This window comes from Ferrovibrio sp. (genome assembly GCF_035304305.1).
Classification (GTDB): domain Bacteria; phylum Pseudomonadota; class Alphaproteobacteria; order Ferrovibrionales; family Ferrovibrionaceae; genus Ferrovibrio.
Genome location: NZ_DATGQG010000057.1, coordinates 1 through 26,918, shown reverse-complemented (window position 1 = coordinate 26,918; position 26,918 = coordinate 1). Strand labels below are relative to the sequence as shown.

Genomic DNA, 26,918 nt, shown 5'->3' with positions numbered 1-26,918 from the left:
CCCCTTTTTCATGCGAACAGCTTCAGCGCAACACCGGCAGCGCCCGCACCGGCCAGCACCCAGAGCATGCCGATACGGATGCGCAGCAGCGCCAGCATGGACAGCGCGGCCAGCAGGGCCATGGCCGGATCCAGGCTGGACCAGACGGGAATATCCCAGGTGAAAGGCCCAAGGCTCAGCTGGCCCATCTGGCGGAACAGCGAATGCAGCGCGAACCAGATGGCCAGATTGAGGATCACGCCGACCACGGCCGCGGTGATCGCCGCCAGCGCGTGGTTGAGTGCCGCCACGCCGCGCAGCCGCTCCAGATACGGCGCGCCGAGAAAGATCCAGAGGAAGCAGGGAGCAAAAGTAACCCAGGTCGCCAGCACGCCGCCTGCCAGACCGCCCAGGATTCCCGGTTCGATGCCGCTGGCCTTGAAGCCGGCGAGATAGCCGACGAAGGTAAGCACCAGAATCAGTGGTCCCGGCGTGGTCTCGGCAAGGCCGAGGCCGTGCAGCATCTCGCCCGGTTCCAGCCAGCCATAGACATCCACCGCCTGCTGGCCGACATAGGCCAGCACGGCATAGGCGCCGCCGAAGGTCACGACGGCCATCTCGCTGAAAAACACGCTGATACGGCTCAGCACATGTTCGCCGCCGAACATGACATGCAGCCACAGGATCGGGCCGAACCAGAGCAGGCCGAAGACGACAAGCACGACGACGTTGCGCCGCCAGCTCGGCGCGACCGAGGGCAGCAGGGCGGCATCGTCTTCAGCCCTGCTGCCGCCCATCCAGGCAGGCCGCAGGCGCCCGACCAGCCAGCCCGCCAGCGCGGCGCCGAGAACGATCAGCGGGAAAGGCAGCTGCAGCAGATAGATGCCGATGAAGGCCGCCATGCTCAGGAGGAGCAGGAAACGCGCCCTGAGCGCGCGCTTCGCGATCCGCTGCACGGCCTCGATTACGATGGCGAGCACGGCAGCCTGGAGGCCGAAGAACAGGCCGTGCACCAGCGGTATCTCGCGCCAAAGCACATAGACCGTGCTGAGGGCCAGGATGATGGCCAGACCCGGCAGGATGAACAGCAGGCCGGCGGCAATGCCGCCTTTCGCGCGGTGCAGCAGCCAGCCGACATAAGTGGCGAGCTGCTGCGCCTCGGGCCCGGGCAGCAGCATGCAGAAATTCAGCGCGTGCAGGAATTGCGGCTCGCTGACCCATTTCTTCTCGTCCACCACGATGCGGTGCATCATGGCGATCTGCCCGGCCGGACCGCCGAAGCTCAGCAGGCCAACCTTCAGCCAGGTGAGCAGCGCTTCGGCGAAGCTGGGCTGCGGGACTGTGGTTCTCCGATCCATGATGACGCCGATCACACCGCCGGGGGCCAGTTATGGGTTTCGCTCCGGGCGCGTGCGCACCAAGCATAGAGGGCATCGTATATCAGCATGCCTTCCGTCAACATCCGGTCATCGTCCTGAAACATCGTCGACAATCCGAGCGAAACCGCCAGCAGGCCATGGGCCGGAGCGGCCAGCTCCGGTTTGCCGGTATCGGCAGCGCGAACGATCCCGGCGAGATGAAGCAAGGCAGGGTCATCCTGCAAATGGTGCCGGAGGATAAAGACATCAAAGCTGCAGAATTCGCCGTCGTGGCTGTAGGCGGCACCGGGAATGTCATAGGGCTCGGCCTGCAGTTCCTTTGCTCTGGCGACGACCTGATGGCTCGGGACATAGAGAAAGACCGCATCCGGATCGATGAAACGACGCACCAGCCAAGGACAGGCAATACGGTCGATCTTTGGGCGTCCGCGGGTAATCCAGCGACTTGGTGTTGCGGGTGGCTTGGCCTGCACATGGCCGCCGGCGTCGCACCAGCCTTCGAAGCCGCCCACCAGAAGGCTGCGTTGAAGCCGCGCCTGTACAGAGCGGCAGCGGCGCTCTGGCTGACCTCACGGCCATGGACGCAGTAGACGATTATTTCTCTGTCGCGCGCCAGATTCTGTGCCCAGATGTCGATCTGCTCGGGCGGCCTGCGCCTTGCGCCGCGGATTACGGTGCCGGATCCGGCATAGCCTTCCTCCCGTCGGACATCAATGAGACAGGGGAAACGACCGGCGGAAACACGCTCGGCAAGATGGGAAGCGGAAACTGAGGGTATGGCGGCATCCATGGCTGCTCCTTTCCACGCCCGCGATCTGCAGGGCAGAAGATGCAGCGGTGCTTGGATGCTCAGAATAGGCATCTGCGGGGAGACCGCGTCACCCCCGATGGCCAGCAGATATAGCGCAGGCCTGACTTTGGCAAGCGGGTATTCAGGCCGCCGATACCTTGCCGCCGGGATGCCGCTGCAGCTGCCCCGTCAGCTCCTTTTCCGTCAGGGCCATCTGCACCAGGGCTGAGGGCATGCCGCTGAGCCGGATCAGGTCGTCGATCAGTACCGGTGAGGGCGACAGCAGCCGGTCGAGTTCGGCATGTGCGCGATCGAGATCGTCCTCACCCGCGTAGGCGATTCTGGCAGGCATTTGTAGCCCTTCGCTGTGCCTCATCTCGGTCTGCGGCGCAACCACAGCAAGGATATCCTCAACCTTCTCGACCAGCGTGGCGCCCTGACGGATCAGGTCGTTGCTGCCGTGGCAGCGCGGATCGAGCGGCGAGCCGGGCACTGCCATCACCTCGCGGCCCTGTTCCGCCGCCATGCGCGCGGTGATCAGGGAACCGGATTTCATTGCCGCCTCGATCACCACGACGCCGAGCGAGGCGCCGCTGATCAGGCGGTTGCGGCGCGGGAAATTCTGCGCCAGGGCGGGCGTGCCCACCGGCATCTCCGCCATGATCAGCCCGTCCTCGGCCATGCGCTCGAACAGGGCGGCATTCTCGGGCGGGAAGATCACGTCGATGCCCGTGCCGATGAAGGCGATCGACCGGCCCTTCGCGGCAAGAGCGCCTTCATGGGCAGCCCTGTCGATGCCGCGGGCGAGGCCGGAGACGACGGTGAAACCGGTCCGACAGAGCGACGCCGCCAGGTCCTTCGTGAAACGCTGGCCAATGGCGGAAGCGTTCCGCGCACCGACAATCGCAATACCGTCGCTCTCCGCAATGGCTGGATCGCCTTTGGCGGCCAGCAGCGGCGGCGCATCGTCGAGCTGCATCAGGCGGAGCGGATATCCCGGCTCACCCCAGGCGATCAGCCCGACGCCCAGCTTGCGCAAAGCAGTCCATTCGCGATCGACACTGTCCCGGCTCGCCAGTCTGATCTGCCGCCTGGCACCGGCGCGCCTGGCCATGGCGGGCACTGCTTCAATCGCTTTTGCGGCGGTTCCGTAATACCGGAGTATGTTGTGGAAGGTGATCGGACCGATATTCTCGCTGCGGATCAGCCGCAGCCAGTCGCGTTTCTCAGTGTCACTGAGGTGCGGCCGATCCATCTCCGGCGGCTTTCTTCCGGCCGATCTTCGGCTCTTCGCCCCTGAGCAAGCGGGCAATGTTCTGATGATGCCGGATGAAGACCAGAACGCTCATCGCCGCGGCCATCTCCGCAATCTGGGGTGATATGATGAACCAGGCGAAGACGGGGCTGGCGACGGCCATGGTCAGCGCGGCCAGGGACGAGATCCGCATCACGAAAGCCACGACCAGCCATGTGGCGCAGGCAAACAGTCCGACTGGCCAGGCCGCGCCGAGCAGCACGCCCAGATAGGTGGCCACACCCTTGCCACCCTTGAAACGCAGCCAGACAGGAAAGAGATGCCCGATGAAGGCGGAGAAGGCCGCCACCATCATCATTTCCTGGCCATACATGCCGGCGATGAGCGCCGCAGCGGCACCCTTGCCGCCATCCAGCAGGAGTGTCAGGGCGGCGAGATCCTTGCGTCCGGTGCGCAGCACATTGGTTGCGCCGATATTGCCTGAGCCGATACTGCGGATGTCGCCGAGGCCGCTCAGCTTGGTCAGAATCAGGCCGAACGGGATCGATCCCAGCACATAGCCGAGCAGGGCAGCCGCAAGATAATACGGCGCGTCATTGGCCCAGGAAATTGAATCGGGCATCTCAGGCTTCCCGCTTGCGCTGGAACACGGTCTCACCTCCCACGATGGTGCGCAGGGCATGGCCCTGCACGCGGCGGCCATCATAGGGTGAGTTCTTGGCTTTGGAGCGGAATTTCTTTTCGTCCACCCGCCATGGCGAGTCCGGATCGAACAGCAGCAGGTCAGCGGGCGCCCCCGGGGCGAGACGGCCGGATTCCAGCTTGAGCAGCCGCGCCGGATTGCAGGTCAGGCAGGCGAGCAGCTTCAGCAGCGGCACCGAGCCGTTGTGATACAGCTCCAGGGTCAGGGGCAGCAGCGTTTCCAACCCGATGATGCCGAACTCGGCCTGCGCGAATGGCAGCCGCTTGTTTTCAGGATCCTGGGGTGAATGCGCCGAGGAGATGATGTCGACCGTGCCGTCGGCAATCGCTTCGACCACTGCTCTGCGATCATCCTCGATGCGCAGTGGCGGCTTGACCTTGGCGAAGGTGCGGTAGTCGCCGACATCGAGCTCGTTCAGGGCGAAGTTATGCGGCGCGGCACCGGCGGTCAGGCGCAGCCCGCGCTGCTTGGCGCGGCGGACCGCTTCGAAGGATTCCCGCGTGGACAGATGCGAGGCGTGAAGCTTGCTGCCGGTCACTTCCAGGAGGCGGATATCGCGCTCCAGCATGATTGTTTCCGCGATGGCGGGAATGCCGGCGAGGCCGAGGCGGGCGGCGATCTCGCCCTCGTTCATCACACCACCTTTGGCCAGCGACGGCTCCTCGCAATGCTGCATCAGCAGCAGGTCGAAGCTGGTTGCATAGGACAGGGCGCGCCGCATCAGCCGGGCATTGGCCACCGGACGGTCGCCGTCAGTGAAGGCGACGGCGCCGGCTTCGGCCAGCAGGCCCAGCTCGCAGAGTTCCTCGCCCCTGGTGCCCTTGGTGATCGCCGCGGCAGGCAGGATGCGCACGACGGCAGAATCCACGGCACGGCGGGCGGTGAACTCGACCAGTGCGACCTCATCGATGACCGGTTCGGTATTCGGCATGGCCACCATGCTGGTGACGCCGCCGGCGGCAGCGGCACGGGCAGCCGTCGCCATGGTTTCCTGGTGTTCGGCGCCCGGTTCGCGCAGCCAGACATGCATGTCGATCAGGCCGGGGCAGAGACAATGGCCCTGGCAGTCGATCACCTCGATATCGCCGGCAAAACTGCCGCCGCCGAGTTTGGGACCGAGATCGAGAATCCGGTCGCCTTCCGTGAGAAGCGCACCCTTGGCGTCCAGGCCCGTGGCCGGGTCGAGCAGGCGTGCGTTGGTGTAGAGCTTGCGGCGGCGAGCCATTCCTTCCCCCGTCTTCGGCTCAGATGCCCGAGGGCGTGGTGCCCTGCCAGTTCGGCAGGTGCTGCGCCAGCAGTTCCAGGCAGGCCATGCGGACGGCAACGCCCATCTCGACCTGCTCGTGAATTACGCTCCGATGAATGTCGTCGGCCACCTCTGTGTCGATCTCGATCCCGCGGTTCATCGGTCCCGGATGCATGATAAGTGCGTCCGGTTTGGCAAAACCGAGCTTGTCGTGGTCGAGGCCGTAGAAGTGGAAATACTCGCGCGTCGACGGCACGAAGGAACCATGAAAGCGCTCCATCTGCAGACGCAGCATCATGACGATATCGACATCCGTCAGCCCCTTGCGCATGTCATGGAAGACCTCCACGCCGAGCCGCTCGGCATAGGCCGGCAGCAGAGTAGGCGGTGCGATCAGGCGGACGCGAGCGCCCATCGTATTGAGCAGATGGATGTTCGAGCGGGCCACCCTGCTGTGCAGGATATCGCCGCAGATCGCCACCAGCAGGCCTTCCAACCGGCCCTTGCGGCGCCGGATGGTCAGGGCGTCAAGCAGCGCCTGGGTCGGGTGTTCATGGCTGCCGTCGCCGCCGTTGATGACGCCGCAGCCGACTTTCTGGGCCAGCAGGGCGACGGCGCCCGAATCCTGATGACGGACCACCAGCAGGTCGGGGTGCATGGCATTCAGGGTGATCGCCGTGTCGATCAGCGTCTCGCCCTTCTTCACCGAGGAGGTGGCGACCGACATGTTGATCACGTCGGCGCCCAGCCGCTTGCCGGCCAGCTCGAAAGAGGTCCGGGTGCGGGTGGAGTTCTCGAAGAATAGGTTAATGATGGTTCGGCCGCGGAGCGAAGTCTGTTTTTTCTCCACCTGGCGGTTCAGCTCCACATATCGGTCGGACTCATCCAGCAGGACCTGAATGTCCTGTTGGGAAAGCCCTTCGATTCCAAGTAGATGCCGATGGGGAAAAGTGGCCGTTGGCCGTTTGGCCGATTCGGCGGGGGAGGTAGCGCGACTCGCAGACATTAAAACGCCATTGTACACATCCGCGCCCGGCCGGCAATCAAAGCGTTAACTTATTTCTGCTCTGATGGCCTCCGGAATGAACGATTATCGGCAAAATCAGATCGACGCCGTCGGCGCCAAGGACCCGGTCGCCGACGCCATCCGTCTGCTGCAGGTCCTGAACGGCCGCGCCCTCGAAGTCCAGGCGATCACCACCCGGATCTACGAGGAGGCGACCCTCCTGCCGTTTTCCGATTATTCAGACGGTTTCCGGCGGGTGCAGGAATTCATGTCCTTCTGCGACGTGATCGAGTCCAAGCTCGAGCAGATTGCGCCGCAGACCCGCGAACCGATCCTGCACGAGGTCACGGCGGTCAAGACACGCGCCTTCTTCGCTCTGCTGCGGGGCATGGGGGCTTACCTCACGGCGCTGGAGCGCCGCGGCATGATCAACATTTTCGCCCAGGCCATCTTCCTGATGCAGCAGGACGTGGTGAGCGATTTTCGGGACAACGTATTGCCGGGCCTGCCGCCCAACCTCGTGCCGGACAGCGTGCCGGCCCTGTTCGAGGAAGTCCTGCAGATCCTGAAGCGGCTTCTCGACCGCTGCGTGGACGTGCCCGATTTCCGCTTCGAGCCATGACGGTGCTGCAGCCTGCCGTCCTGCAGCAGTTGCAGGCCAGCCTGGAGGCGCATCGCCGCGGCGATCTGTCCGCCGCCGAGCGCGGCTACCGCGCCGTCCTGGGAACCGCTCCCGATACGCTGGATGCCAGCAATCTGCTGGGGCGCCTGCTGGTGCAGACAGGACGGGCGGCGGAAGCCGTGCCGCTGCTGCGGCGGGCATTGGATCGGGCGGGAAAGCAGCCCGGATTGTGGCTCAGCTATACGGAAGCGCTGCTGTCGGCGGGGCATATCGAGGCAGCACTGGAGGCGGCCGAAACGGTGCGCGGGCTGTCACCGGGTGACGCCAATGCCGTCTATATCTGGGCAGAAGCGCAGCGGATGGCAGCCGCGTGGGATCGGGCCGAGCAGGGATATCGCGAGGTGGTCACCCTGCAGCCGCAGAATGCTGCTGCCTGGCTCCAGCTGGCGACCTGCCTGCGGATTCTCGGTGAGCTCGCAGAGGCAGTGAACGCAGCACAACAGGCCCTTGCACTGGCACCGCAGGCGCCGGAATGCCACAACAACCTCGGCAGCCTGCTGGCGGCTCGGGGCGAGCATGCGGCGGCGCTGGCAAGTTTCGACCGGGCGCTGGGCCTGCGGCCGGACTATGCCGCAGCCATGATCAACAAGGCCGCATCGCTGCGGGACAGTGGCGATGCCGCGGCAGCACTCGCGCAGGCCGAACGGGCGTTGCAGGTCAGCCAGGGTCATCCCGATGCCTGGGCCGCCCTGGGACAGGCGCACCATGCCCTCGGCGATCTGGACCAGGCGCTGAATGCCTATGGCCAGGCGCTGCAGCGCCGGCCGCAGGATCCCGAAATCCACTGGAATTATGGCCTCGCAGCGCTGGCCAAGGGTGACTTCACGGCGGGCTGGCCGGCTTTCGGATGGCGCTGGCATAAGGCTGAACCGCCGCTGCCGCGCCGGAATTGGCCATGGCCGCGCGCCGCGCGAGGAGAAAATCTCGCGGGCAAGCGGATTCTGCTCTGGGGCGAGCAGGGGATCGGCGACCGTCTGCTGTTCCTGCAATACCTCCCGCAGCTGCTGCCCGATTTGGCGGACGTGACACTGGAAACGGATGCGCGCCTGATCCCGCTGCTGCGGCGCTGCTTTCCCACGCTGAAACTCTCGGCGGAAGCCGGCCAGCCTGCCGACGACCTGCTAGCCGGGTCTTTTGATCGGCATCTGCCGCTCGGTGATCTGCCGCACGGGGCGCCGCCGGGGCAAGCCTGGCTGAAACCGGACGGCACTCGGGCGGCGCAGCTGCGGGCACGCCAGCTGGGCGGGACAGGGCAGAAGCTGGTCGGCCTGTCCTGGCGCAGTGCCAATCCGATTCTGGGCGCGGGCAAATCGGTGCCGGTCGCCGAACTGGCGCCCCTGGCTTCGGCGGCAGACTGCCGCTTCGTCTGCCTTCAATATGGGGCTTCGGAGGCCGAACACGCTGCGCTGCGGCAGGTGTTTGGCGATCGCTACGTTGTCGATCCGGAGATCGACGCCCGCGAGGATATCGACGGGCTGGCGGCGCAGATCGCCGCCCTCGATCTCACCATCACGGTTTCGAACGTGACGGCGCATCTGGCCGGGGCCCAGGGGGCGCCGGTCTGGGTCCTGGCGCCTGCCGGCCGGGGGCTGTTCTTCTACCTGATGGGCGAGGGCGCAACGACACCCTGGTACCCGTCCATGACCATCCTGCGCCGGGCTGCCGGCCAGAGCTGGTCCGAGCTGCTGAAGATGGCCGCGAAACGTCTGGAATTTCTGGAAAAACAGCCTGCGAAGTGATAGCAGGGGGCCGACTTCGCGGTCCCGGACGCTGGCATCGTCGGCGTCCTTGCCTTACCTATTGAGCATGAAAAGCTATTACATCACGACGCCGATCTACTACGTCAACGACAAGCCGCATATCGGGCATGCCTATACCTCGCTCGCCTGTGATGTGCTGGCGCGCTTCAAGCGGCTGGACGGCTACGATGTCCTGTTCCTGACCGGCACCGACGAGCACGGGCAGAAGGTCGAGAAATCGGCCGAGGCAGCGGGCACAGACCCGAAGAGTTTTTGCGATCGCGTGAGCCAGACCTTCCGCGACCTCGCGAAGGCGATGAATTTCTCCAACGACGATTTCATCCGCACCACGGAAGAGCGCCATATCAAATCGGTCCAGGCCTTATGGGTGAAACTGGTTGAAAGCGGCAACATCTATGCCGGCAAGTATTCCGGCTGGTATGCGGTGCGCGACGAAGCCTTCTACCAGGAAGACGAATTGCAGGAGGGCCCCGACGGCCAGAAGCTGGCGCCGTCCGGCGCGCCGGTCGAATGGGTCGAGGAGCCGTCCTACTTCTTCAGACTCTCGGCGTGGCAGGAGCCGCTGCTGAAATTCTACGAAGAGAATCCCGGCTTCATCCTGCCGCAGAGCCGCCGCAACGAGGTGATCAGCTTCGTAAAGGGCGGCCTCAAGGACCTCTCGGTCTCCCGCACGACATTCAAGTGGGGCATCCCGGTTCCGGGCGACGAAACCCATGTCATGTATGTGTGGCTCGATGCACTGACCAACTACATGACGGCCGCCGGATATCCCGATGTGGACAGCGACCGATACAAGCGCTACTGGCCGGCCGACCTGCATATGGTGGGCAAGGATATCCTGCGCTTTCATGCCGTCTACTGGCCGGCCTTCCTGCTGGCAGCGGGCCTGCAGCCGCCGAAGCGCGTCTTTGCCCATGGCTGGTGGACCAATGAAGGCCAGAAGATTTCCAAGTCGCTGGGCAACGTGATCGATCCGCTGCAGCTGATCGAGGAATATGGACTCGACCAGACGCGTTATTTCCTGATGCGCGAAGTGCCCTTCGGCAATGACGGCGATTTCCGCCGCGCTGCCATCGTCGGTCGCATCAACAGCGAGCTGGCCAACGGTTTCGGCAACCTGGCGCAGCGCACGCTGTCTTTCTGTGCCAAGAACACGAATGCCGCGGTGCCGACGCCGGGCGAACTGCGTGAGTCCGATGAAGCGCTGCTGGCGCTGGCCGACAGCCTGGTCGACCAGATGCGTGCCGCACTGGATGAACAGGCGATCCATGTCGCTCTGCAGCACTGGTTCGACCTGGTCGACGCGGCGAACAAGTATATCGACGTCGAGGCGCCCTGGACCCTGCGCAAGACCGATCCCGAGCGGATGGAGACCGTGCTCTGGTGCCTGCTGGAAGCGATCCGGCAGCTTGCCATCCTGGCCCAGCCTTTCGTCCCCACGGCGGCGGCGAAAATGCTGGATCAGCTCGGCGTCTCGGAAGCGGCCCGCAGCTTCGCCTGCCTGGGCGAGATCGGCCGGCTGCGCGCCGGCACGCCGCTGCCGCCGCCGCAGGGTGTGTTCCCGCGGCATGTCGAGGCTGCTGCGGGGAGTTAATCATGGCCTTGCTGATCGACAGCCATTGCCATCTCGATTTCCCGGACTTCGCGGATGAGCGCGACGCCATCATCGCGCGGGCGCGGCAGGCAGGCGTCGGCCTGATGCTCACCATCTCGACGCGGCTGGACCAGTTCGATCGCGTTCTGGCCGTGGCTGAGGCCTATCCGGATGTCTATTGCACGGTCGGCATCCATCCGCATGAGGCAAGTGACCATGTGGATGTCGATGCGGCAAAGCTGGTAGCGCTGACCAGACATCCGAAAGTGGTCGGCATCGGCGAAACCGGACTGGACTATTATTACGAGCACAGCGACCGGGAGTCGCAGAAGCACTGCTTCCTCGCCCATATCGCTGCGGCGCGCGAAACCGGCCTGCCCGTGGTGATCCACACCCGCGATGCCGACGAGGATATGGCCGCGATCATCGAGGCGGAGATGGGGAAGGGCCGCTTCAAGGGCCTGCTGCACTGCTTCTCGTCGGGCCACGCACTGGCCGAGCTTGCCGTGCGGCATGGTATGATGGTGTCCTTCTCGGGCATCCTGACCTTCAACAAGGCGCGGGACGTGCAGGAGTCCGCCCGAGCCCTGCCCATGGAAAACCTGCTCGTCGAGACCGATGCGCCATATCTCGCGCCGGTGCCGCTGCGCGGCAAACGCAACGAGCCGTCCTATGTGGCGCATACGGCGGCTTTCCTTGCGAGGCTGAAGGGCGTCAGCACCGCCGAGATCACCGAACGCACGACGGAGAACTTCCTCAGGCTGTTCGACAAGGTGCCGCGAGACGCGGTTACCGAACGCCATGCGGCCTGACGGTGCGGCGTAACGATGCGGACCATCATCCTCGGATGCGGGACGTCGGCGGGTGTGCCGCGGATCGATGGCGAATGGGGTGCCTGCGATCCCTCCGAGCCGAAGAACCGTCGCAGCCGCGGTTCGATCGTCGTGGAGAAGGGCGAGACCCGGCTGCTAATCGATACCAGCCCGGATCTGCGCAACCAGTTCCTCGATAACGGCCTGACCTGGGTCAGCGGTGTCGCCTGGACCCATGACCATGCGGACCAGACCCATGGCCTGGACGATCTGCGCATTCTGGCCTACACGGCCGGCCGGCGGGTGATCGGCTATGCCGATGACTTCACCATGCGGCGGCTGAAACGGAAATTCGGATACTGCTTCGAGACCGCCGGCGACGGCTATCCGCCGATCATCGAACCGCGTCTGATCGACGGCCCGTTCACGGTCGGCGAGATCGAGGTGCAGCCCTTCCGGCAGGATCACGGCAAGATCCATTCGCTGGGCTTCCGCTGTGGTGACATGGCCTATTCCAACGACGTGGTCGGACTGGACGATGCCGCCTTCGAGGTGCTGGCCGGCGTGAAGCTGTGGATCGTCGATGCACTGCGCTACACGCCGCATCCGACGCACAGCCATGTGGCGCAGACCCTGGAATGGATCGCGCGCGTGAAGCCTGAGCGCGCCGTGCTCACCAACATGCATATCGATCTGGACTACAACAGGCTGCGCGCCGAACTGCCCGCGGGCGTCGAGCCGGCCTATGACGGCATGATCCTCGAATGCTGAAGACGATCTGGGCCGTCTGGGAACGCGGTGCCGCCGGCATGCAGAGCCAGGCGCTCGGCCTTGCGGAAGCGCTGTTCGCCACCGGGGGCTTCAGCCTGCCGCAGGGCTTCGAAGTGGCGTTCCGGCGGCCTTACGGCCTGCTGCCAACCCATCCGTTCTTCGCCAGCCTGAACGCTCTGACAGAGGATACACGACCGAATTTCCAGCCACCCTGGCCGGACCTGCTGATCGCCAGCGGCCGCAAGGCGGCGATCCTCGCTCTCGCGGTAAAGAAAGCCAGCGGCGGCCAGACCCGCACGATCCTGACCCAGGACCCCCGGACCAATCCGCGCCACTGGTCGCTGCTGGTGGTTCCTGAGCATGACCAGGTCCGCGGCCCGAATGTGATCCTGACCCAGGGCGCGATGCACCGGGTCACCCGACTGAAACTGGATGCCGGCGCCGAAGCCCTGCGCCGGGAACTGGCGCATCTGCCGAGCCCCCGCGTGGCGGTACTGGTCGGCGGCAGCAACCGGAACTACACGCTCGACGAGGAATGGATGAGGGGCTTCGTCGGCCAGCTCCGGCAGATGGTGCAGCGCTCGGGCTGCAGCCTGCTGGCCACGGTGTCGCGCCGCACCGGCGAGGCCGAAGCGGCAATCCTGCGGGGTGGCCTGGCCAGCCTGCCGGGCGTGCTATGGGATGGGAAAGGGCCGAACCCGTACTTCGGCTATCTGGCCCTGGCTGATGCCGTCATCGTGACCTGTGAGTCGATTTCGATGATCTCGGAAGCCTGTTCGACCGGGAAGCCGGTGCTGGTGGCGAAACTGCCGGGCCGCTCGAAGCGGTTCGAGATTTTCTATGACAGCCTGCTGAAGCGCGGCCTGATCCAGTGGTTCGATGGTCGGCTGATGCAATGGGATAACGGCCGGATTGACGACATGGACCGGGTGCCGGAAGAGATCCGGCAACGCCTCGGTTGGGCTTGAGCTAACTTGCTCGTTTTACATCATCAATTATTTTCCATAATATACATTATCAGATAATCTGGTTTCTCCGAAGCGGCGGTCATACGGCGGTTCCGCCGCCCTTCCGGAACGTGACGACCCGGTACAGATACGTCAGGACCATGGCGGCCAGCACCAGTTTGGCTACCGGATCGACCCAGCCGGCGACCCGGCTGTACTGATCCTCCAGCACGAAACCGGCCGCCATCAGCAGGCCTGACCAGGCTGCCGAACCGATGATCGTGAAGATAAGGAACCGCCCCGGCTCCATCCGCGCCACGCCGGCCGGAATCGAGATCAGCGACCGGATTGCCGGGATCATGCGCCCGCCCAGCACGGCCTTGCCGCAATGGCGGTTGAACCAGTCATGGGCCCTGTCGATCTCGTCCGGCGTGGCGCCGAGCCAACGGCCGTTCCGGGCCGCAAAGCCCCGGATCCGGGCGAGCCCGAACCGCAGGCCGATGGCATACCAGGCCGCCGCTCCGAGCACGGACCCTGCCGTCCCGGAGAGCATCACCAGCACGGCGTTGAGGTCGCCTCTGGCGGCAAGAAAGCCTGCCAGGGGCATGATCAGTTCGGACGGGATCGGCGGAAACAGGTTCTCCACCAGCATCAGGGCGAGAATGCCCAGATAGCCGCCTTCCTCCACCATGCGGGTGATCCATTCGAACATGCGCCGCCTCAACAGCCGGCGCGGCCAATAGTTCGGGCGGCAGCGGGTTGCAAGGCAGCACGAGCCCAAGCATGCTCCCGCTCCCCAGCTTACGGTGCGCGCCATGTCCCAGCCCGGCCAATACGATCTCGCCAGCCTGCAGCAGCTTCTCGAAATCATGGCGAAGCTGCGCGACCCGGATGGTGGCTGCCCCTGGGACCTCAAGCAGACCTTCGCCACCATTGCGCCGTATACCATCGAGGAAGCCTACGAGGTCGAAGATGCCATTGCACGCAATGACATGCCGGCTCTTCAGGATGAACTGGGTGACCTGCTGCTGCAGGTGGTCTTCCACGCCCGCATGGCCGAGGAAGCCGGCCATTTCGCATTCCCTGATGTAGCCACCAGCATTGCCGAGAAGATGGTCCGCCGGCACCCTCATGTCTTCGGCAGCGTTGAGGCCGATCATCCGGAAGCCGTAAGCACGAACTGGGAGGCCATCAAGGCAGCCGAGCGTGCTGCGAAGCCGGCCGCGGTGGACGTCTCGACCGTCCTTGCCGGAGTCACCACCGGCCTTCCTGCCCTGACGCGCGCGGTGAAGCTGCAAAATCGCGCCGCCCGCGTCGGTTTCGATTGGCCTGACAAGAAGCCTGTTTTGGCTAAAATTCGAGAAGAACTCGAAGAACTTGAGCAGGAAATCTCAGCTGGGGCCTCTGAGGCGATCGCAGAGGAGTTTGGCGATTTTCTCTTTGTTGTAGCGAACTTGGCCCGCCATCTGAAACTGGATCCCGAACAGTGCCTGCGCAACGCCAATCGGAAATTTGAGCGTCGTTTCAGCATGATGGAGCAGATAGTTGAGGAATCGGGTCGGAATCTGACCGACTGCGACCTCACCGCCATGGACGAAGCCTGGGACAAGGCCAAGGCGCTGGAGCGGAAGGCCGGCTGAACCGTCACGATCAGCTTCAGAGCGTTTTTCGGGGAACCTTTTGTTCCCGTTCCGGTTATTGAGCCGGCGCGATAGCTCGTCGCGTTTCCTCCGGTCGTCTCTCCCGCCTGCATACCGTCTCAAGCCACAGGAGTCGTGTTCATGGAACCCACCTATCAGCAGTATGGTCGCCCTGAGGCGGACCTCAACGAATTGCGCGCCCAGGTGTCGGAACTCGGCAACCAGCTCAGCTCGCTCCTCGATCGTGCCAAGCGCGATGGTGGTGCCATCGCCGAAGCGGAATTGAGCCATCTGCAGGAACGACTGAACACGCTGATGAGCGATGTCCGGATGCGCAGCCGTGAATACATTGCCCGGGCCGAGAATACGGTCCGCGAGCATCCGGGCACGAGCCTGCTTGCGGCATTTGCCGCCGGCGCGGTCCTCACCCTGCTCCTGCGTAAATGATCAAAACCCTTCTCGGCCTCGTCGTCGGCAGCATTCAGACGGCGAGTCTGGCCCAGAAGCTGCGACAATATGCCATTGCCGCAGCCTTGGGCCTGATTGCGCTAGCCTCTTTGGTCGCAGCCTTCCTCCTCGGCGGCTGGGCTATGTTCCTGGGGTTCGGGCAGATTCTGAACCCGGCATGGGCTGCAGCCGCCTCCGCAGGCATCCTGCTCGCAATTACTGCCGGGCTGCTGCTGGCCGCTGTTTCGGTGGCCACCAAGCGGGTTCCTGATCCCATGACGGATGCCGTACGGAACGCGCTGCCGATGGGGCGTCAGATCACCCGCGAACACCCGATCGGCGCCGTGGCCGGAGCCGTGGTCGCCGGGGTGGTTCTGGCATCGATGCTGCGAAGCCGGCGCTAGCCGACGATCAGAACGGGATCTCGTCGTCGAGATCGTCGCGCCGCGGCGGCGCGCTGCCGCCGGAACGGCTGCCACCCCCGAAACCGCCGGAAGACCCGCCGCCCGAGCCGTAATCGTCTCCGCTCGAGAAGCCGCCGCCCCCGCCGCCTTCACCGCGGCCATCCAGCATGGTCAGCTCGCCGCGATAACGCTGCAGAACCACTTCCGTGGTGAATTTTTCGACACCGTCCTTGTCGGTCCACTTGCGGGTCTGGAGGGAACCCTCCAGATATACCTTCGAGCCCTTTTTCAGGTACTGCTTGGCGACCTTCACGAGGTTCTCGTTGAAGATCACCACGCGATGCCACTCGGTACGTTCCTTGCGCTCGCCGGAAGCCTTGTCCCGCCAGGTCTCCGAGGTCGCGACGGAGAGCTGGCAGACCTCTTCGCCGGACTGCATGGTACGAATTTCGGGGTCGCGGCCCAGATTGCCGACCAGGATGACTTTGTTGACGCTGCCCGCCATGGCTTAACCCCTATCCGTTCCCGAAGTGATCTAATAATATACGAGTCCCGCATAGTGAACAACTGTCCCGTAAAGCGCAATAATCGGCATCCCTCAGAGTTGGCGTAACCATGCAGAAGTTCATCTCCGTCCGCGGCGCGCGCGAGCACAATCTCAAGAATGTCGATGTCGACATCCCCCGCGACAAGCTGGTGGTTCTGACCGGCCTGTCCGGCTCGGGCAAATCCTCGCTCGCTTTTGACACGATCTACGCCGAGGGGCAGAGGCGCTATGTGGAATCGCTGTCTGCCTATGCACGCCAGTTCCTGGAGCTGATGCAGAAGCCGGACGTCGATCACATCGACGGCCTGAGCCCGGCAATCTCCATCGAGCAGAAGACCACCTCGAAAAACCCGCGTTCGACGGTGGGGACCGTCACCGAGATCTACGACTATCTGCGCCTGCTCTACGCCCGCATCGGCGTCCCCTACTCGCCGGCTACGGGTCTGCCCATCGAAAGCCAGACCGTCAGCCAGATGGTGGATCGGGTCATGGCCATGGCGGAGGGCACGCGTCTCTACCTGCTGGCGCCGATCGTGCGCGGCCGCAAGGGCGAGTACCGCAAGGAATTGCAGGACCTGCAGAAGCGCGGCTTCCAGCGCGTGAAGGTGGACGGCAAGCTCTATGAGATCGCCGAGGTTCCGACGCTCAACAAAAAACTGAAGCATGACATCGAAGTCGTGGTCGACCGCGTCGTGGTCCGCGACGGCATCCAGACCCGGCTGGCGGACTCCATCGAAACCGCGCTTGGCCTCGCTGACGGCATCGCGATTGCCGAGAATGCGGACAAGGACGAGCGGACCATCTTCTCGGCCAAGTTTGCCTGCCCGGTTTCCGGCTTCACCATCGAGGAGATCGAGCCGCGGCTGTTCTCCTTCAATAGTCCGCATGGCGCCTGCCCGGCTTGCGACGGCCTCGGCTCGAAGATGTATTTCGATGCTGACCAGGTCGTGCCGGACGGCAATCTCAGCCTGCGGGAAGGCGCCATCGTGCCCTGGTCGCGTGCCGCGACTCCGTCGCCCTACTATCTCCAGACCCTCGAGGGATTGGCGAAGTATTACAAGTTCTCGCTGAGCACGAAGTGGAAGGAACTGCCGGCAAAGATTCGCAACGCGATCCTGCACGGCTCGGGCGACGATATCGTGCCGATCACCTATGACGACGGGATGCGGAGCTACACGGTAAAGCGGCCCTTTGAAGGCGTGCTGCCGAACCTGGAGCGGCGCTGGCGCGAAACCGATTCCGACATGATCCGCGAGGATCTTTCGCGTTATCAGTCGCAGACGGCCTGCGAAACCTGCGGCGGCCACCGTCTCAAGCCCGAGGCCCTGGCCGTCAAGGTTGGTGGCAGGCATATCGGCGAGATCTGCGACCTTTCGATCCTCGAGGCACGACAGTGGTTCCTCGACCTCACCCGCAAGCTGAAGCCGAAGGAGAAGGATATCGCCACGCGAATCCTGAAGGAGATCAATGACCGCCTCGGTTTCCTAGTCAATGTCGGTCTCGATTACCTGACTATGGCGCGCGCGTCCGGCACGCTGTCGGGTGGCGAGAGCCAGCGCATCCGGCTGGCATCCCAGATCGGCTCCGGCCTGACCGGCGTACTCTATGTGCTCGACGAGCCCTCTATCGGCCTGCACCAGCGCGACAATGCCAAGCTGCTCGAGACGCTGATCCACCTGCGTGATATCGGCAACACGGTGCTGGTGGTCGAGCATGACGAGGAAGCGATCCGCACGGCGGATCATGTCATCGACATGGGTCCGGCGGCCGGCGTTCATGGCGGCGAGATCATCGCCCAGGGCACGCCTGCCGATATCGTCTCCGCCAAGAAATCCGTCACGGGCCAGTATCTGGCCGGCACGAAGTTCGTCCCGGTTCCTGCCAAGCGCCGCACGGCGCCGCCGAACAAGCGCATCCGCATCGTCGGCGCACGGGCCAACAACCTGAAGAACATCACGGTCGACTTTCCCCTCGGCGTGTTCACCTGCGTGACCGGTGTTTCCGGCGGCGGCAAGTCGACGCTGACGATAGAGACGCTGTACAAGGCAATCTCGCGCAAGCTGAACAACAGTCGCGAAATCCCCGGCGCCCATGACCGGATCGAAGGCCTGGAATGGCTGGACAAGATCGTCGATATCGACCAGTCCCCGATCGGCCGCACGCCGCGATCCAATCCTGCCACCTATACCGGCGCCTTCGGGCCGATCCGCGACTGGTTCGCCGGCCTGCCGGAAGCCAAGTCCCGCGGCTATGCGCCGGGCCGCTTCTCGTTCAACGTCAAGGGCGGCCGATGCGAGGCCTGTCAGGGCGACGGCCTGATCAAGATCGAGATGCACTTCCTGCCCGACGTCTATGTGCAGTGCGACGTCTGCAAGGGCCAGCGCTACAATCGCGAAACGCTGGAGATCAAATACCGCGACAAGTCGATCGCCGATGTGCTCGACATGACGGTCGAGGACGGTGCCGAATTCTTCAAGGCAGTCCCTACCATCCGCGAGAAGCTGGAGACCCTGGAGAAGGTCGGTCTCGGCTATATCAAGATCGGCCAGTCGGCCACCACCCTGTCCGGCGGCGAAGCGCAGCGCGTGAAACTGGCCAAGGAACTGTCGAAGCGCGCCACCGGGCGCACGCTCTATATCCTCGACGAGCCGACCACCGGCCTGCATTTCGAGGATGTGCGCAAGCTGCTCGAGGTCCTGCATACGCTGGTCGAGGCCGGCAACACGATGATCGTGATCGAGCATAATCTCGAGGTCATCAAGACCGCCGACTGGATCATCGATCTGGGACCGGAGGGCGGCAATGGCGGTGGCCGCATCGTGGCGCAGGGCACGCCCGAGGATGTGGCCAAGGTGAAGGAAAGCTATACCGGGCAGTATCTGAAGGAATATCTCAAGCCAGCGGCCCAGCGCAGCCACCAGGCGCCGACCCTTTCATTGAAGAAGAACGAAAGATCCCGTCGGCGTGACGCCGCCGAGTGACAAAAGGGGGAAACATGATCACACGCAAGGCACTGACATTGGCCGATGTGCAGGCGATTGCCGCGGCGGCGGAGACGGAAGCCAAAAGGAACGACTGGAAGGTCAGCATTGCCATTGTCGATGACGGCGGCCATCTGCTGCATTTCCAGCGGCTCGACGGCGCACCCCTCACCTCGATCGAGATCGCCCAGGGCAAGGCGAAAGCCTCCGCCTTCGGCCGGCGTCCCAGCAAGGCCTTCGAGGACATCGTCGCGGGCGGCCGCAACGCCTTTCTTTCCGTGCCGGGCATCGTCCTGCTGGAAGGCGCCGAGCCGATCATCGTCGACGGGATCTGCATTGGTGCCGTCGGCGTATCCGGCGTGAGGTCCGATCAGGACGCGCAGATCGCCCGCGCCGGGATCGCCGCACTGGCGGGCTGACTGCCGCGCCGGCCATGCAGCGCAAGCGACCGAAGAAGATCACGCCCCAGTATCTGGAACGGGCCGCCGTCTTCTATCTCGAGCGCTACAGCTCCTCTGCCGGCAATCTGCGCCGTGTTCTGGACCGCAAGGTGCGCCGCTCCATCCAGGAACACGGTACGCCGGAGCCGGCAGAGGCGGCCGGCTGGATTGCGGCGCTGATCGAAAAGCTGCAGCGAAACGGGCTGCTGAACGACCGTTCCTACGCCGAGACCAAGGTCCGGCGCCTGTATGCGGAAGGTAAGGCGCTGGGCCGGATCCGGCAGACGCTTGCGGCCAAGGGGGTCGCCAAACCGGATATCGACGCCGCTCTGGAAAGATTGCAGATCGAGGCCGATATCCCTGTCTCCGATCTGCCGGCTGCCATATCCTATGCCCGCCGGCGCAAGCTTGGACCGTTCAGGACCGATCCGGCCGAACGATCGGCGATGCGGCAGAAGGATATGGGCGCGCTGGCCCGCCGCGGCTTCAGCCAGGCGGTGACGATGACAGTACTGGGCGCCGCCGACCAGGAGGCGCTCGAGGAGTTGTTGCATGAGCAAGAGTAAACCCGTCCACATCATCGGCGGCGGCCTTGCCGGCTCGGAGGCTGCCTGGCAGATCGCCCGCGCCGGCGTGCCGGTCGTGCTGCACGAAATGCGCCCCGTCCGGAAGACCGAAGCCCATCAGGGAGACGGCCTGGCCGAACTGGTCTGCTCAAACTCCTTCCGTTCCGATGATGCGGAGAGCAATGCAGTCGGCCTGCTGCATGAGGAACTGCGCCGCTGCAACTCCCTGATCATGCGTGCCGCCGACATCGCCAAGGTACCGGCAGGCGGTGCGCTGGCGGTGGATCGCCATGTCTTCTCGGCCGAGGTGCAGAAGGCCATCGAGGCCGAGCCGCTGATTGAAATACGCCGCGAAGAGATCGCCGGATTGCCGCCCGAAGATTGGGACAGCGTGATCGTTGCCACCGGCCCCCTCACCTCGCCGGCGCTGGCCGAGGCGGTCCGGGATCTTACCGGTGAGCAGAGCCTCGCCTTCTTCGATGCCATCGCTCCGATCGTGTACCGCGACAGCATCAACATGGACAAGGCCTGGTTCCAGTCGCGCTACGACAAGGTGGGGCCGGGCGGCACCGGCCAGCAGGAAGAAGGCGACTACATCAACTGCCCGCTCGAAAAGGACGAGTACCTGGCATTCCATGCCGCCCTGCTGGAAGCCGAGAAGACCGAGTTCAAGGACTGGGAGAAGAACACGCCCTATTTCGAGGGTTGCCTGCCCATCGAGGTGATGGCGGAGCGCGGACCGCGCACGCTGACCTTCGGGCCCATGAAGCCGGTCGGCCTGGTTGATCCGCGCACGCAGCGGCGGCCTTATGCCGTGGTGCAACTGCGGCAGGACAACAAGCTCGGCACGCTCTACAACATGGTCGGATTCCAGACCAAGATGAAGCATGCCGAACAGGTGCGGATTTTCCGGATGATCCCGGGTCTGGAGAACGCGCAGTTCGCCCGGCTCGGAGGCATTCATCGCAACACCTTCCTCAACTCGCCGAAGCTGCTGGATGCGCAGTTGCGCCTGAAGGCGATGCCGCGCCTGCGTTTCGCAGGCCAGGTCACCGGCGTTGAAGGCTATGTCGAAAGCACGGCCATCGGACTTGTCGCCGGCCGCATGGCGGCGGCGGAACGGCTGGGTGGCAGACAGGAACCGCCGCCGCCGACCACAGCCCTGGGCGCATTGCACAACCACATCACCGGCGGTGCCGATGCCAAGACCTTCCAGCCGATGAATGTCAATTTCGGCCTCTTCCCGCCACCGCCCGGCGACATCCGCAAGGACGAACGCAAGCGCTTTCTCTCCCGGCGCGCGCTGGGTGATCTGACCGGCTGGCTGCAAGCGGCAACAGCCGCCGCCGCATGACGGGACCAACGGTCACGCTGATCGGCGCCACGGGGAAGCTGGGGCGTATTGTCGGCCGTCGCCTGCTGGCACGTGGCGTCACGGTGATTCCGGTCGTCCGCACGCCGGAGAGGCTCGATCCGGAACTGCGCCCGCATGCGCGGCGATTTGACGCCGAACGCCCGGAGACGATTGCGCCTGCATTGCAGGATACGCGGTTGCTTGTTTCCTGCCTGCACGGACGCTACGGCGTCGATCTGCTCAGGGCTCTGCCCGCCGGCGTTGAGCGCATCGTCCTGCTCGGCTCGACGCGGATCTACACGCGCTTTCCCGATCCCAATGTCGCATTGCTGCAGGCAACGCAGGCCGCACTGGCACAATCGGGCATTCCCGGCGTGATGCTGCATCCGACGATGATCTACGGCGCCGCGGCCGAGAATAACCTGCAGCGTATTGCGGCCTATATCCGCAGGCTGGGTGTCATCCCCCTGCCCGATGGCGGACGCACCCTGCTGCAGCCGATCCATGTCGAGGATGTTGCCGCCTGCGTCGAGGCGGCGCTGTTCAGGTCCGAGGCGCCGGGTGATCCGATCGTTGTGGCCGGCCCCGAACCGGTCAGCTATCGCGACCTTGTGCTCGCGGTCGGTGCCGCGATCGGCAAACGGCCGCTCATCCTGCCGCTGCCCGGACGCCTGCTCGAAGCGGCCGCCGGACTGACGACCGTTCTGCCGTTCCTGCCACGCATAAGGCGCGACGAAATCCGCCGGCTCTCGGAAGACAAGGCCTTTCCGATCTCTGAAATGAAGCAGCGCCTGGGGGTTCAGCCGATGCCGCTTGCGGAAGGCCTGCGCAGAACCTTCGGCTAGATGCGCCGTGTGATGGATGCGGACAGCAACGCGAAATGCCTCCGCGTGATGCCGCGGTCCGGTTCGAGTGCCTCCGGGTCGAACCCGGCCTGTTCCAGCTGCCGCAGATAGACCCGGGCAAGCCTGGCCGGCAGCAGCGCGGGAAAGGCCGCCCGTCCGATGCGGCTGCTGCCTGCTTCCTGCAGTAGCCGTCGCGCCTCGTCCGCCACCCGCTCAATGACCCTGTAGACGGCTGCGCCGTGATCCTTCTGGTGCAGACTGTCAGGAGCAATCCCGGCCTCGCGCAACAGGTCTGCCGGCAGCAGCACGCGCTGTTGCGCCAGCAGGAAGGGAGTCGCCCGCAGGATGCCGGTCAGCGCATAGGCGGTTCCGGCCTTCCGGATCGTCTCCAGCAGCGCCGGCGCAAGCTCGGCGCCCAGCGCCCCGGCCGCCAGGCGCATCAGCGGCGCCGACGTCGCCTCGGCATAGGCGAGCAGCGCCGGCAGGTCGGCCATTGGCGCAGGATCCATGTCGCGCTCCCGCGCCTCGATCAACGCATAGGCATCGGCGGCGTCGATCCGGCGAACATGCGCGTGCAGCGCTTCCACCACCGGATGTTTGCGCGGCTGGCCGAGCATGATTCCGTCCCAGGCCTCGCGCCACCATTGCAGGCGGATCTGTCCGATCATCGGCTGGGTGACGGACTCCCGCGCCCGCGCGATCTCGAGGTTGAAGGCATACAGCGCCAGCAATGCGGGACGCCTGGAATCCGGAGCAAACAGGCTTGTCAGCCACCGGTCGGGATCGTGGCGGCGGACTTCCGCAGCGCAGTAATCGTCAAACGAATCGACCATCGAGTCGGCGTCCCGGGATGCAAGCTCGCTTCTCGCTACCACGAATCATGATAGCCTCCCAGCAACGATTCGTGCCGCATCCGCATTGGTACGGCGAAAACAGACACCAGCAGGGATGTGCCATCATGACAAGGATCCTCGAACATCTCTACAAGGCCATCGGCGCCGGCATCGTTCTGGCGCTGGGACTGTTCTTCCTGGTCCACAGCACCTTCGATGCGGCCTTCGTCAGCTTCTTCTTCCGCTGGCTGCACGTCCTGTCCGGCATTCTCTGGATCGGCCTGCTCTGGTATTTCAACTTCGTGCAGATCCCGACCATGCCCAGAATTCCCGCCGAGCTGAAGCCGGCGATCGGGAAATTCATTGCGCCGGAAGCCCTCTTCTGGTTCCGCTGGGCAGCGGTCGCGACGGTGGCCACCGGACTGACCCTTTCCGTGCTGAACGGCTATGGGCACCAGGCCATGATGCTGCAGGAAGGCAGCCGTACGATTGGCATCGGCATGTGGCTGGGCCTCTTCATGGCGGCCAATGTCTGGTTCGTGATCTGGCCGAGTCAGAAGAAGGCGCTGGGCATCGTTCCGGCCGATGACGCGACCAAGGCTAAGGCGGCACGTTTCGCCATGCTCGCCTCGCGCACCAACTTCGTGCTCTCGCTGCCCATGCTCTACTGCATGGTGGCGCAGCAGAATGGCGGCGCCTGGTAAGGCAGACGCAGGTGCGAGGCTAGACGGGTATCAGGGCGGCGGCCACCCGCCGCCCTTCCCCCATGAGAAGGTTGTAGGTGCGACAGGCCGCACCGGTATCCAGCGCCTCGATCACGATGCCGTGCGCTCTCACCGCCGCGCGCAGGTCTTTCGGCACGAAAGCCATGGCAGGGCCGCATCCGATCAGCAGCAGCTCGGCGACAGGCTCGGTGCCGAATACCGGCTCGAGCGACTCCAGCGTCAGTTCGGAAAAAGCGGCTACCGGCCAGGCAACCGTTTTCGATGGAAAGACCAGCACGGGCTGCGTCCAGTGTGTGCCGGAGATGCGGAAGCCGCCGTCGCCATAGGCATTGATGACCTGGCGGTCGGCGGGAATGCGCGGCAGCAGATCCATGGCGGCCGCGACTCGGGTTACGGCCGCTGGGCGGCCGGCGCCGACTTCGCCTCGGTTTCAGACGCCTTCTGCCGCCGCAGCCATTTTTCGCCGGTGAGCAGCACGAGCGGTGCGGCGATGAAGATCGACGACGAGGTGCCGACCACGATGCCAAACAGCATGCCAATGGCGAAGACCTCGACCGCCTCGCCCCCCATGAAGGCGAGCGGTATCATGGCGAGGAAAGTCGTCACGGACGTAAAGATCGTGCGGGAGAGCGTCTCGTTGATGCTCAGATCAATCAGCTCGCGCAGAGGCATGGTCTTGTACTTGCGCAGATTTTCGCGCATCCGATCGTAGACGACCACCTTGTCATTGATCGAATAACCGATGATCGTCAGCACGGCCGCCACCGCCGTCAGGCCGAAAGGCAGCTGCGTTACGGCGTAAAAGCCGATCATCTTGGTAATGTCGAGTAACAGGGTGATAAGTGCCGCCGCGGCGAACATCCATTCGAAACGGAACCAGATATAGATCGCGATTCCGGCTAGCGAGATAGCGACAGCCATTAATCCGCTCGTGAACAGTTCGGCACTGATCTTGCCGCCAACCACCTCGACGCGGCGCACTTCGGTGCCCGGATACGCGGCGGTCAGCTCGCTGCGCACCCGCTGCGCTGCCTGGTTCTGGGCCGCGTCGTCATCACCCTGACGTTCAATCCGGATCAGCACATCACGCGGCGAGCCGAATTCCTGCAAGGCTACCTCGCCCAGATTCATGCCGCCGAGCAGGCTGCGCAGCGCCGGAAAATCAGCAGGCTGCTGCAGCCGCGCTTCCATCAGAATGCCGCCGCGGAAGTCGATGCCGTAATTCAGCCCCGGATAAAAGAAGAGGATGGCGGAGGCTATCGACAGGAAAGCCGAAACCGCAAGGCCGACGAAGCGGCCTTTCATGAATTTGATGTTGGTCTTGTCGGGAACCAGGCGCAGGCGAAACATGATCGAGGTCCTCACACGACAAGCTTCTTAGGCCGGGCCGACTTCATCCAGAGCACGATCATCTGGCGGACGACGAGGATGGCGGTGAACATTGAGGTGACGATGCCGATCGAGATCGCAACCGCAAAGCCGCGCACCGGACCCGAGCCGAAAGCAAACAGGATCGCCATGGCAATGAGCGTCGTCAGGTTCGAGTCGAGAATTGTCGAGAATGCCCGGCTGAAGCCGGAATCCAGAGACGCGACCACCGACTTGCCGAGCTTGTACTCCTCACGAATGCGCTCATTGATCAGAACATTCGCATCGACCGCCATGCCGATGGTGAGAAGAATGCCGGCAATGCCGGGCAGCGACAACGTCGCCTGCATGCTCGACAGTGCGCCGAGGATGAGTACGAGGTTGAGCGAAACCGCGATCACGGCGAAGATGCCGAACAGCCCATATGCGGCAATCATGAATACATTCACGGCTACAAAGCCGATGATGATGGCGATAATGCCGGCGCGGATCGCATCGGCACCAAGATCCGGGCCGACGACACGCTCCTCGATCACCTTCAGCGGCGCCGGCAGGGCGCCCGCGCGCAGCAGGACGGCGAGATCATTGGCTTCGGCAACGGTGAAATTGCCGCTGATCTGGCCTGACCCGCCCAGGATCGGTTCACGAATGACCGGAGCACTCAGAACCTTGTTGTCCAGCACGATGGCGAACGGCAGGCCAACCGATCGCTGCGTCACTTCGGCGAAGCGGCGGGCGCCGACGCTGTCGAAACGGAAGCTGACAATCGGCTCTCCGGTGCGCTGGTCGTAACCGGCCTGTGCATCCACCAGATTGTCGCCAGCGACCTCGACCCTGCGCCTGACCACATAACGATCGACCGGCCCATTGCCACTGCGCGCCTTGTCTCCTTCCAGGATCTCCGAGCCCGGGGGCGGCGGCATCGACGGGTCGGCCTGTGTGTCGACCATGCGGAAGCTGAGTTTCGCGGTGGTGCCGATCAAGCGCTTGATGCGATCCGGATCATCGACACCCGGCAGCTGAACCAGGATGCGGTCGCTGCCCTGAACCTGAATGGTGGGTTCGTTCACGCCCGTCTGGTCTATGCGCCGGCGAACTATCTCCATGGACTGGGCAACGGCCGAACGGGCGCGCTCGCGGACCGCCACTTCAGACAGGGTCATGCGCACCACACCGTCGGAAGAGATCTCGACCTGCAGATCCGTCGGTGCTGCGCCAAGACTGAACGCGCCGCCCTGTACCGGCTGGCCCAGTTTCACCAGCAGCTGCCGAGCGCGGTCAATCTGCGCCGTGTCCCGCAGGCGCAGCCCGACGGTGTTGCCGCTTGCGATCCCCAGGTTGGTATAGCCGATCCGCTCCTTGCGGAGTTCCTCGCGTGCCCCTTCAACCAAAGCATCCAGCCGCTCGCGCAGCACCGCAGACGTGTCGACCTCGAGCAGGAGGTGCGATCCGCCGCGCAGATCGAGGCCAAGGTTCACCTGGGGCAGCTGCATCCATGACGGCAACGCTTCATGCTGCTGTCGGGTGAGAAGATTAGGCGCCGCCGTGATCAATCCGGCCAGGGTGACCAGAATGACCAGTGCGGTTTTCCAGGGAGCAAAATACAACATCGCAATACCCTTCGGGCCTCGTCCGCATCAACCCGTTGCTGCCGGAGGACCCCGGCCGCGAAGGTGACCCGCGATATACTATCTCAGCCAGCCTTGGCTTCGGCCTTGTCTTCGTCGATGTCTCCGCCCTTGGAGCGAACCTCGGTTATCGTCGCCTTGACGATCTTGATCTTCACGCCGTCGGCAATTTCAAGCTGCACGGTGCCGTCTTCATGCACCTTGGTGATCTTGCCG

27 protein-coding genes and 1 pseudogene are annotated in these 26,918 nt (G+C 64.2%); 15 read left to right on the top strand and 13 right to left on the bottom strand.

The window, feature by feature from the left end; all coding sequences use genetic code 11:
- Positions 1 to 8: 8 nt before the first annotated feature.
- From chrA to VKZ87_RS07510, 7 genes and pseudogenes are all read right to left on the bottom strand, one after another.
- Positions 9 to 1,337 (bottom strand): chromate efflux transporter, encoded by a 1,329-nt coding sequence (chrA, locus tag VKZ87_RS07535; protein ID WP_324220636.1) that lies wholly within the window; start codon positions 1,335 to 1,337, stop codon positions 9 to 11.
- A gap of 11 nt (positions 1,338 to 1,348) precedes the next feature.
- Positions 1,349 to 1,870, bottom strand: coding sequence for a chromate resistance protein ChrB domain-containing protein (locus VKZ87_RS07530; protein WP_324220635.1), 522 nt, complete (start codon positions 1,868 to 1,870; stop codon positions 1,349 to 1,351).
- Between the two features lie 23 nt (positions 1,871 to 1,893).
- Positions 1,894 to 2,148, bottom strand: a pseudogene (locus VKZ87_RS18490) (rhodanese-like domain-containing protein); the annotation flags it as partial.
- Between the two features lie 142 nt (positions 2,149 to 2,290).
- Complete coding sequence (gene dprA, locus VKZ87_RS07525; RefSeq protein WP_324220634.1) at positions 2,291 to 3,403, bottom strand: DNA-processing protein DprA; 1,113 nt, start codon at positions 3,401 to 3,403, stop codon at positions 2,291 to 2,293.
- A complete protein-coding gene (gene plsY, locus VKZ87_RS07520) occupies positions 3,381 to 4,025 on the bottom strand; it encodes a glycerol-3-phosphate 1-O-acyltransferase PlsY (protein ID WP_324220633.1) in 645 nt (214 codons plus the stop codon). The genes dprA and plsY overlap by 23 nt, the downstream gene beginning before the upstream one ends.
- A 1-nt stretch (position 4,026) precedes the next feature.
- Positions 4,027 to 5,331 (bottom strand): dihydroorotase, encoded by a 1,305-nt coding sequence (gene pyrC / locus VKZ87_RS07515; RefSeq protein WP_324220632.1) that lies wholly within the window; start codon positions 5,329 to 5,331, stop codon positions 4,027 to 4,029.
- A 19-nt stretch (positions 5,332 to 5,350) separates the two neighbouring features.
- On the bottom strand, positions 5,351 to 6,358 hold the full coding sequence (locus VKZ87_RS07510) for an aspartate carbamoyltransferase catalytic subunit (protein ID WP_324220631.1): 1,008 nt from the start codon (positions 6,356 to 6,358) through the stop codon (positions 5,351 to 5,353).
- A gap of 76 nt (positions 6,359 to 6,434) precedes the next feature.
- On the opposite strand from VKZ87_RS07510, the gene VKZ87_RS07505 reads away from it, so the two are divergent.
- The 6 genes from VKZ87_RS07505 to VKZ87_RS07480 all read left to right on the top strand — a co-directional run bounded on the left by VKZ87_RS07505 (position 6,435) and on the right by VKZ87_RS07480 (position 12,945).
- Positions 6,435 to 6,980 carry a hypothetical protein gene (locus tag VKZ87_RS07505; RefSeq protein WP_324220630.1) on the top strand — a complete coding sequence of 182 codons (546 nt, stop codon included), beginning with the start codon at positions 6,435 to 6,437 and terminating at the stop codon, positions 6,978 to 6,980.
- The gene (locus VKZ87_RS07500; RefSeq protein ID WP_324220629.1) at positions 6,977 to 8,779 is read left to right on the top strand and encodes a tetratricopeptide repeat protein; all 1,803 of its coding nucleotides are present in this window, start codon (positions 6,977 to 6,979) and stop codon (positions 8,777 to 8,779) included. Before VKZ87_RS07505 ends, VKZ87_RS07500 begins: the two co-directional genes overlap by 4 nt.
- 67 nt (positions 8,780 to 8,846) lie before the next feature.
- Entirely contained in the window at positions 8,847 to 10,394 is a 1,548-nt protein-coding gene (gene metG, locus VKZ87_RS07495) for a methionine--tRNA ligase (RefSeq protein WP_324220628.1), read from the top strand.
- Between the two features lie 8 nt (positions 10,395 to 10,402).
- Positions 10,403 to 11,206 carry a TatD family hydrolase gene (locus VKZ87_RS07490; RefSeq protein ID WP_324220659.1) on the top strand — a complete coding sequence of 268 codons (804 nt, stop codon included), beginning with the start codon at positions 10,403 to 10,405 and terminating at the stop codon, positions 11,204 to 11,206.
- A 15-nt stretch (positions 11,207 to 11,221) separates the two neighbouring features.
- The gene (locus tag VKZ87_RS07485) at positions 11,222 to 11,977 is read left to right on the top strand and encodes an MBL fold metallo-hydrolase (protein WP_324220627.1); all 756 of its coding nucleotides are present in this window, start codon (positions 11,222 to 11,224) and stop codon (positions 11,975 to 11,977) included.
- Positions 11,971 to 12,945: a mitochondrial fission ELM1 family protein gene (locus VKZ87_RS07480; RefSeq protein ID WP_324220626.1), complete on the top strand. Its 975-nt coding sequence runs from the start codon at positions 11,971 to 11,973 to the stop codon at positions 12,943 to 12,945. The genes VKZ87_RS07485 and VKZ87_RS07480 overlap by 7 nt, the downstream gene beginning before the upstream one ends.
- Positions 12,946 to 13,024: 79 nt before the next feature.
- On the opposite strand, the gene VKZ87_RS07475 is transcribed toward VKZ87_RS07480, so the two are convergent.
- Positions 13,025 to 13,636: a DedA family protein gene (locus VKZ87_RS07475; RefSeq protein WP_324220625.1), complete on the bottom strand. Its 612-nt coding sequence runs from the start codon at positions 13,634 to 13,636 to the stop codon at positions 13,025 to 13,027.
- Positions 13,637 to 13,739: 103 nt separating this feature from the next.
- On the opposite strand from VKZ87_RS07475, the gene mazG reads away from it, so the two are divergent.
- From mazG to VKZ87_RS07460, 3 genes are all read left to right on the top strand, one after another.
- On the top strand, positions 13,740 to 14,564 hold the full coding sequence (gene mazG, locus VKZ87_RS07470; RefSeq protein ID WP_324220624.1) for a nucleoside triphosphate pyrophosphohydrolase: 825 nt from the start codon (positions 13,740 to 13,742) through the stop codon (positions 14,562 to 14,564).
- 141 nt (positions 14,565 to 14,705) lie between these two features.
- Positions 14,706 to 15,011 (top strand): hypothetical protein, encoded by a 306-nt coding sequence (locus VKZ87_RS07465; protein WP_324220623.1) that lies wholly within the window; start codon positions 14,706 to 14,708, stop codon positions 15,009 to 15,011.
- Positions 15,008 to 15,415 (top strand): hypothetical protein, encoded by a 408-nt coding sequence (locus VKZ87_RS07460; protein ID WP_324220622.1) that lies wholly within the window; start codon positions 15,008 to 15,010, stop codon positions 15,413 to 15,415. Before VKZ87_RS07465 ends, VKZ87_RS07460 begins: the two co-directional genes overlap by 4 nt.
- 7 nt (positions 15,416 to 15,422) lie before the next feature.
- Here VKZ87_RS07460 and ssb read toward each other — a convergent pair whose 3' ends face one another.
- Positions 15,423 to 15,920 (bottom strand): single-stranded DNA-binding protein, encoded by a 498-nt coding sequence (ssb, locus tag VKZ87_RS07455; protein ID WP_324220621.1) that lies wholly within the window; start codon positions 15,918 to 15,920, stop codon positions 15,423 to 15,425.
- Positions 15,921 to 16,030: 110 nt separating this feature from the next.
- On the opposite strand from ssb, the gene uvrA reads away from it, so the two are divergent.
- Genes uvrA through VKZ87_RS07430 form a run of 5 tightly spaced genes read left to right on the top strand, consistent with a single transcriptional unit; the run spans position 16,031 to position 22,148 of the window.
- Positions 16,031 to 18,943, top strand: coding sequence for an excinuclease ABC subunit UvrA (uvrA, locus tag VKZ87_RS07450; protein WP_324220620.1), 2,913 nt, complete (start codon positions 16,031 to 16,033; stop codon positions 18,941 to 18,943).
- 14 nt (positions 18,944 to 18,957) lie between these two features.
- Entirely contained in the window at positions 18,958 to 19,362 is a 405-nt protein-coding gene (locus VKZ87_RS07445) for a heme-binding protein (RefSeq protein WP_324220619.1), read from the top strand.
- Positions 19,363 to 19,376: 14 nt separating this feature from the next.
- Positions 19,377 to 19,949: a regulatory protein RecX gene (locus tag VKZ87_RS07440; RefSeq protein WP_324220618.1), complete on the top strand. Its 573-nt coding sequence runs from the start codon at positions 19,377 to 19,379 to the stop codon at positions 19,947 to 19,949.
- The gene (trmFO, locus tag VKZ87_RS07435) at positions 19,936 to 21,303 is read left to right on the top strand and encodes a methylenetetrahydrofolate--tRNA-(uracil(54)-C(5))-methyltransferase (FADH(2)-oxidizing) TrmFO (protein ID WP_324220617.1); all 1,368 of its coding nucleotides are present in this window, start codon (positions 19,936 to 19,938) and stop codon (positions 21,301 to 21,303) included. Before VKZ87_RS07440 ends, trmFO begins: the two co-directional genes overlap by 14 nt.
- Complete coding sequence (locus VKZ87_RS07430; protein WP_324220616.1) at positions 21,300 to 22,148, top strand: SDR family oxidoreductase; 849 nt, start codon at positions 21,300 to 21,302, stop codon at positions 22,146 to 22,148. Before trmFO ends, VKZ87_RS07430 begins: the two co-directional genes overlap by 4 nt.
- On the opposite strand, the gene VKZ87_RS07425 is transcribed toward VKZ87_RS07430, so the two are convergent.
- Complete coding sequence (locus VKZ87_RS07425; RefSeq protein ID WP_324220615.1) at positions 22,145 to 22,981, bottom strand: phytoene/squalene synthase family protein; 837 nt, start codon at positions 22,979 to 22,981, stop codon at positions 22,145 to 22,147. The two genes, VKZ87_RS07430 and VKZ87_RS07425, sit on opposite strands and share 4 nt — an antisense overlap.
- Positions 22,982 to 23,106: 125 nt before the next feature.
- Here VKZ87_RS07425 and VKZ87_RS07420 point away from each other — a divergent pair, with 125 nt between their 5' ends.
- On the top strand, positions 23,107 to 23,685 hold the full coding sequence (locus VKZ87_RS07420; RefSeq protein WP_324220614.1) for a urate hydroxylase PuuD: 579 nt from the start codon (positions 23,107 to 23,109) through the stop codon (positions 23,683 to 23,685).
- A 19-nt stretch (positions 23,686 to 23,704) separates the two neighbouring features.
- Here the strand turns inward: VKZ87_RS07420 and VKZ87_RS07415 are convergent, their stop codons facing one another.
- The 3 genes from VKZ87_RS07415 to secD are packed head-to-tail and all read right to left on the bottom strand — an operon-like array spanning position 23,705 to position 26,567.
- Entirely contained in the window at positions 23,705 to 24,079 is a 375-nt protein-coding gene (locus tag VKZ87_RS07415; RefSeq protein ID WP_324220613.1) for an Mth938-like domain-containing protein, read from the bottom strand.
- Positions 24,080 to 24,096: 17 nt separating this feature from the next.
- On the bottom strand, positions 24,097 to 25,056 hold the full coding sequence (gene secF / locus VKZ87_RS07410; protein ID WP_324220612.1) for a protein translocase subunit SecF: 960 nt from the start codon (positions 25,054 to 25,056) through the stop codon (positions 24,097 to 24,099).
- Positions 25,057 to 25,067: 11 nt separating this feature from the next.
- Positions 25,068 to 26,567, bottom strand: coding sequence for a protein translocase subunit SecD (secD, locus tag VKZ87_RS07405; RefSeq protein WP_324220611.1), 1,500 nt, complete (start codon positions 26,565 to 26,567; stop codon positions 25,068 to 25,070).
- Positions 26,568 to 26,918: the final 351 nt, after the last annotated feature.

Excerpts from the sequence above, each read along its gene's own strand:
- VKZ87_RS07500 (WP_324220629.1), top strand. The coding sequence starts at position 6,977 with ATGACGGTGCTGCAGCCTGCCGTCCTGCAGCAGTTGCAGGCCAGCCTG.
- VKZ87_RS07440 (WP_324220618.1), top strand. The coding sequence starts at position 19,377 with ATGCAGCGCAAGCGACCGAAGAAGATCACGCCCCAGTATCTGGAACGG.
- VKZ87_RS07505 (WP_324220630.1), top strand. The coding sequence starts at position 6,435 with ATGAACGATTATCGGCAAAATCAGATCGACGCCGTCGGCGCCAAGGAC.
- secF (WP_324220612.1), bottom strand. The coding sequence starts at position 25,056 with ATGTTTCGCCTGCGCCTGGTTCCCGACAAGACCAACATCAAATTCATG.
- ssb (WP_324220621.1), bottom strand. The coding sequence starts at position 15,920 with ATGGCGGGCAGCGTCAACAAAGTCATCCTGGTCGGCAATCTGGGCCGC.
- VKZ87_RS07430 (WP_324220616.1), top strand. The coding sequence starts at position 21,300 with ATGACGGGACCAACGGTCACGCTGATCGGCGCCACGGGGAAGCTGGGG.
- VKZ87_RS07445 (WP_324220619.1), top strand. The coding sequence starts at position 18,958 with ATGATCACACGCAAGGCACTGACATTGGCCGATGTGCAGGCGATTGCC.
- VKZ87_RS07510 (WP_324220631.1), bottom strand. The coding sequence starts at position 6,358 with ATGTCTGCGAGTCGCGCTACCTCCCCCGCCGAATCGGCCAAACGGCCA.
- VKZ87_RS07415 (WP_324220613.1), bottom strand. The coding sequence starts at position 24,079 with ATGGATCTGCTGCCGCGCATTCCCGCCGACCGCCAGGTCATCAATGCC.
- VKZ87_RS07475 (WP_324220625.1), bottom strand. The coding sequence starts at position 13,636 with ATGTTCGAATGGATCACCCGCATGGTGGAGGAAGGCGGCTATCTGGGC.
- trmFO (WP_324220617.1), top strand. The coding sequence starts at position 19,936 with ATGAGCAAGAGTAAACCCGTCCACATCATCGGCGGCGGCCTTGCCGGC.
- uvrA (WP_324220620.1), top strand. The coding sequence starts at position 16,031 with ATGCAGAAGTTCATCTCCGTCCGCGGCGCGCGCGAGCACAATCTCAAG.
- VKZ87_RS07480 (WP_324220626.1), top strand. The coding sequence starts at position 11,971 with ATGCTGAAGACGATCTGGGCCGTCTGGGAACGCGGTGCCGCCGGCATG.
- pyrC (WP_324220632.1), bottom strand. The coding sequence starts at position 5,331 with ATGGCTCGCCGCCGCAAGCTCTACACCAACGCACGCCTGCTCGACCCG.
- dprA (WP_324220634.1), bottom strand. The coding sequence starts at position 3,403 with ATGGATCGGCCGCACCTCAGTGACACTGAGAAACGCGACTGGCTGCGG.
- secD (WP_324220611.1), bottom strand. The coding sequence starts at position 26,567 with ATGCAGCTGCCCCAGGTGAACCTTGGCCTCGATCTGCGCGGCGGATCG.
- VKZ87_RS07465 (WP_324220623.1), top strand. The coding sequence starts at position 14,706 with ATGGAACCCACCTATCAGCAGTATGGTCGCCCTGAGGCGGACCTCAAC.
- mazG (WP_324220624.1), top strand. The coding sequence starts at position 13,740 with ATGTCCCAGCCCGGCCAATACGATCTCGCCAGCCTGCAGCAGCTTCTC.
- metG (WP_324220628.1), top strand. The coding sequence starts at position 8,847 with ATGAAAAGCTATTACATCACGACGCCGATCTACTACGTCAACGACAAG.
- VKZ87_RS07460 (WP_324220622.1), top strand. The coding sequence starts at position 15,008 with ATGATCAAAACCCTTCTCGGCCTCGTCGTCGGCAGCATTCAGACGGCG.
- chrA (WP_324220636.1), bottom strand. The coding sequence starts at position 1,337 with ATGGATCGGAGAACCACAGTCCCGCAGCCCAGCTTCGCCGAAGCGCTG.
- VKZ87_RS07485 (WP_324220627.1), top strand. The coding sequence starts at position 11,222 with ATGCGGACCATCATCCTCGGATGCGGGACGTCGGCGGGTGTGCCGCGG.
- VKZ87_RS07420 (WP_324220614.1), top strand. The coding sequence starts at position 23,107 with ATGACAAGGATCCTCGAACATCTCTACAAGGCCATCGGCGCCGGCATC.
- plsY (WP_324220633.1), bottom strand. The coding sequence starts at position 4,025 with ATGCCCGATTCAATTTCCTGGGCCAATGACGCGCCGTATTATCTTGCG.
- VKZ87_RS07425 (WP_324220615.1), bottom strand. The coding sequence starts at position 22,981 with ATGGTCGATTCGTTTGACGATTACTGCGCTGCGGAAGTCCGCCGCCAC.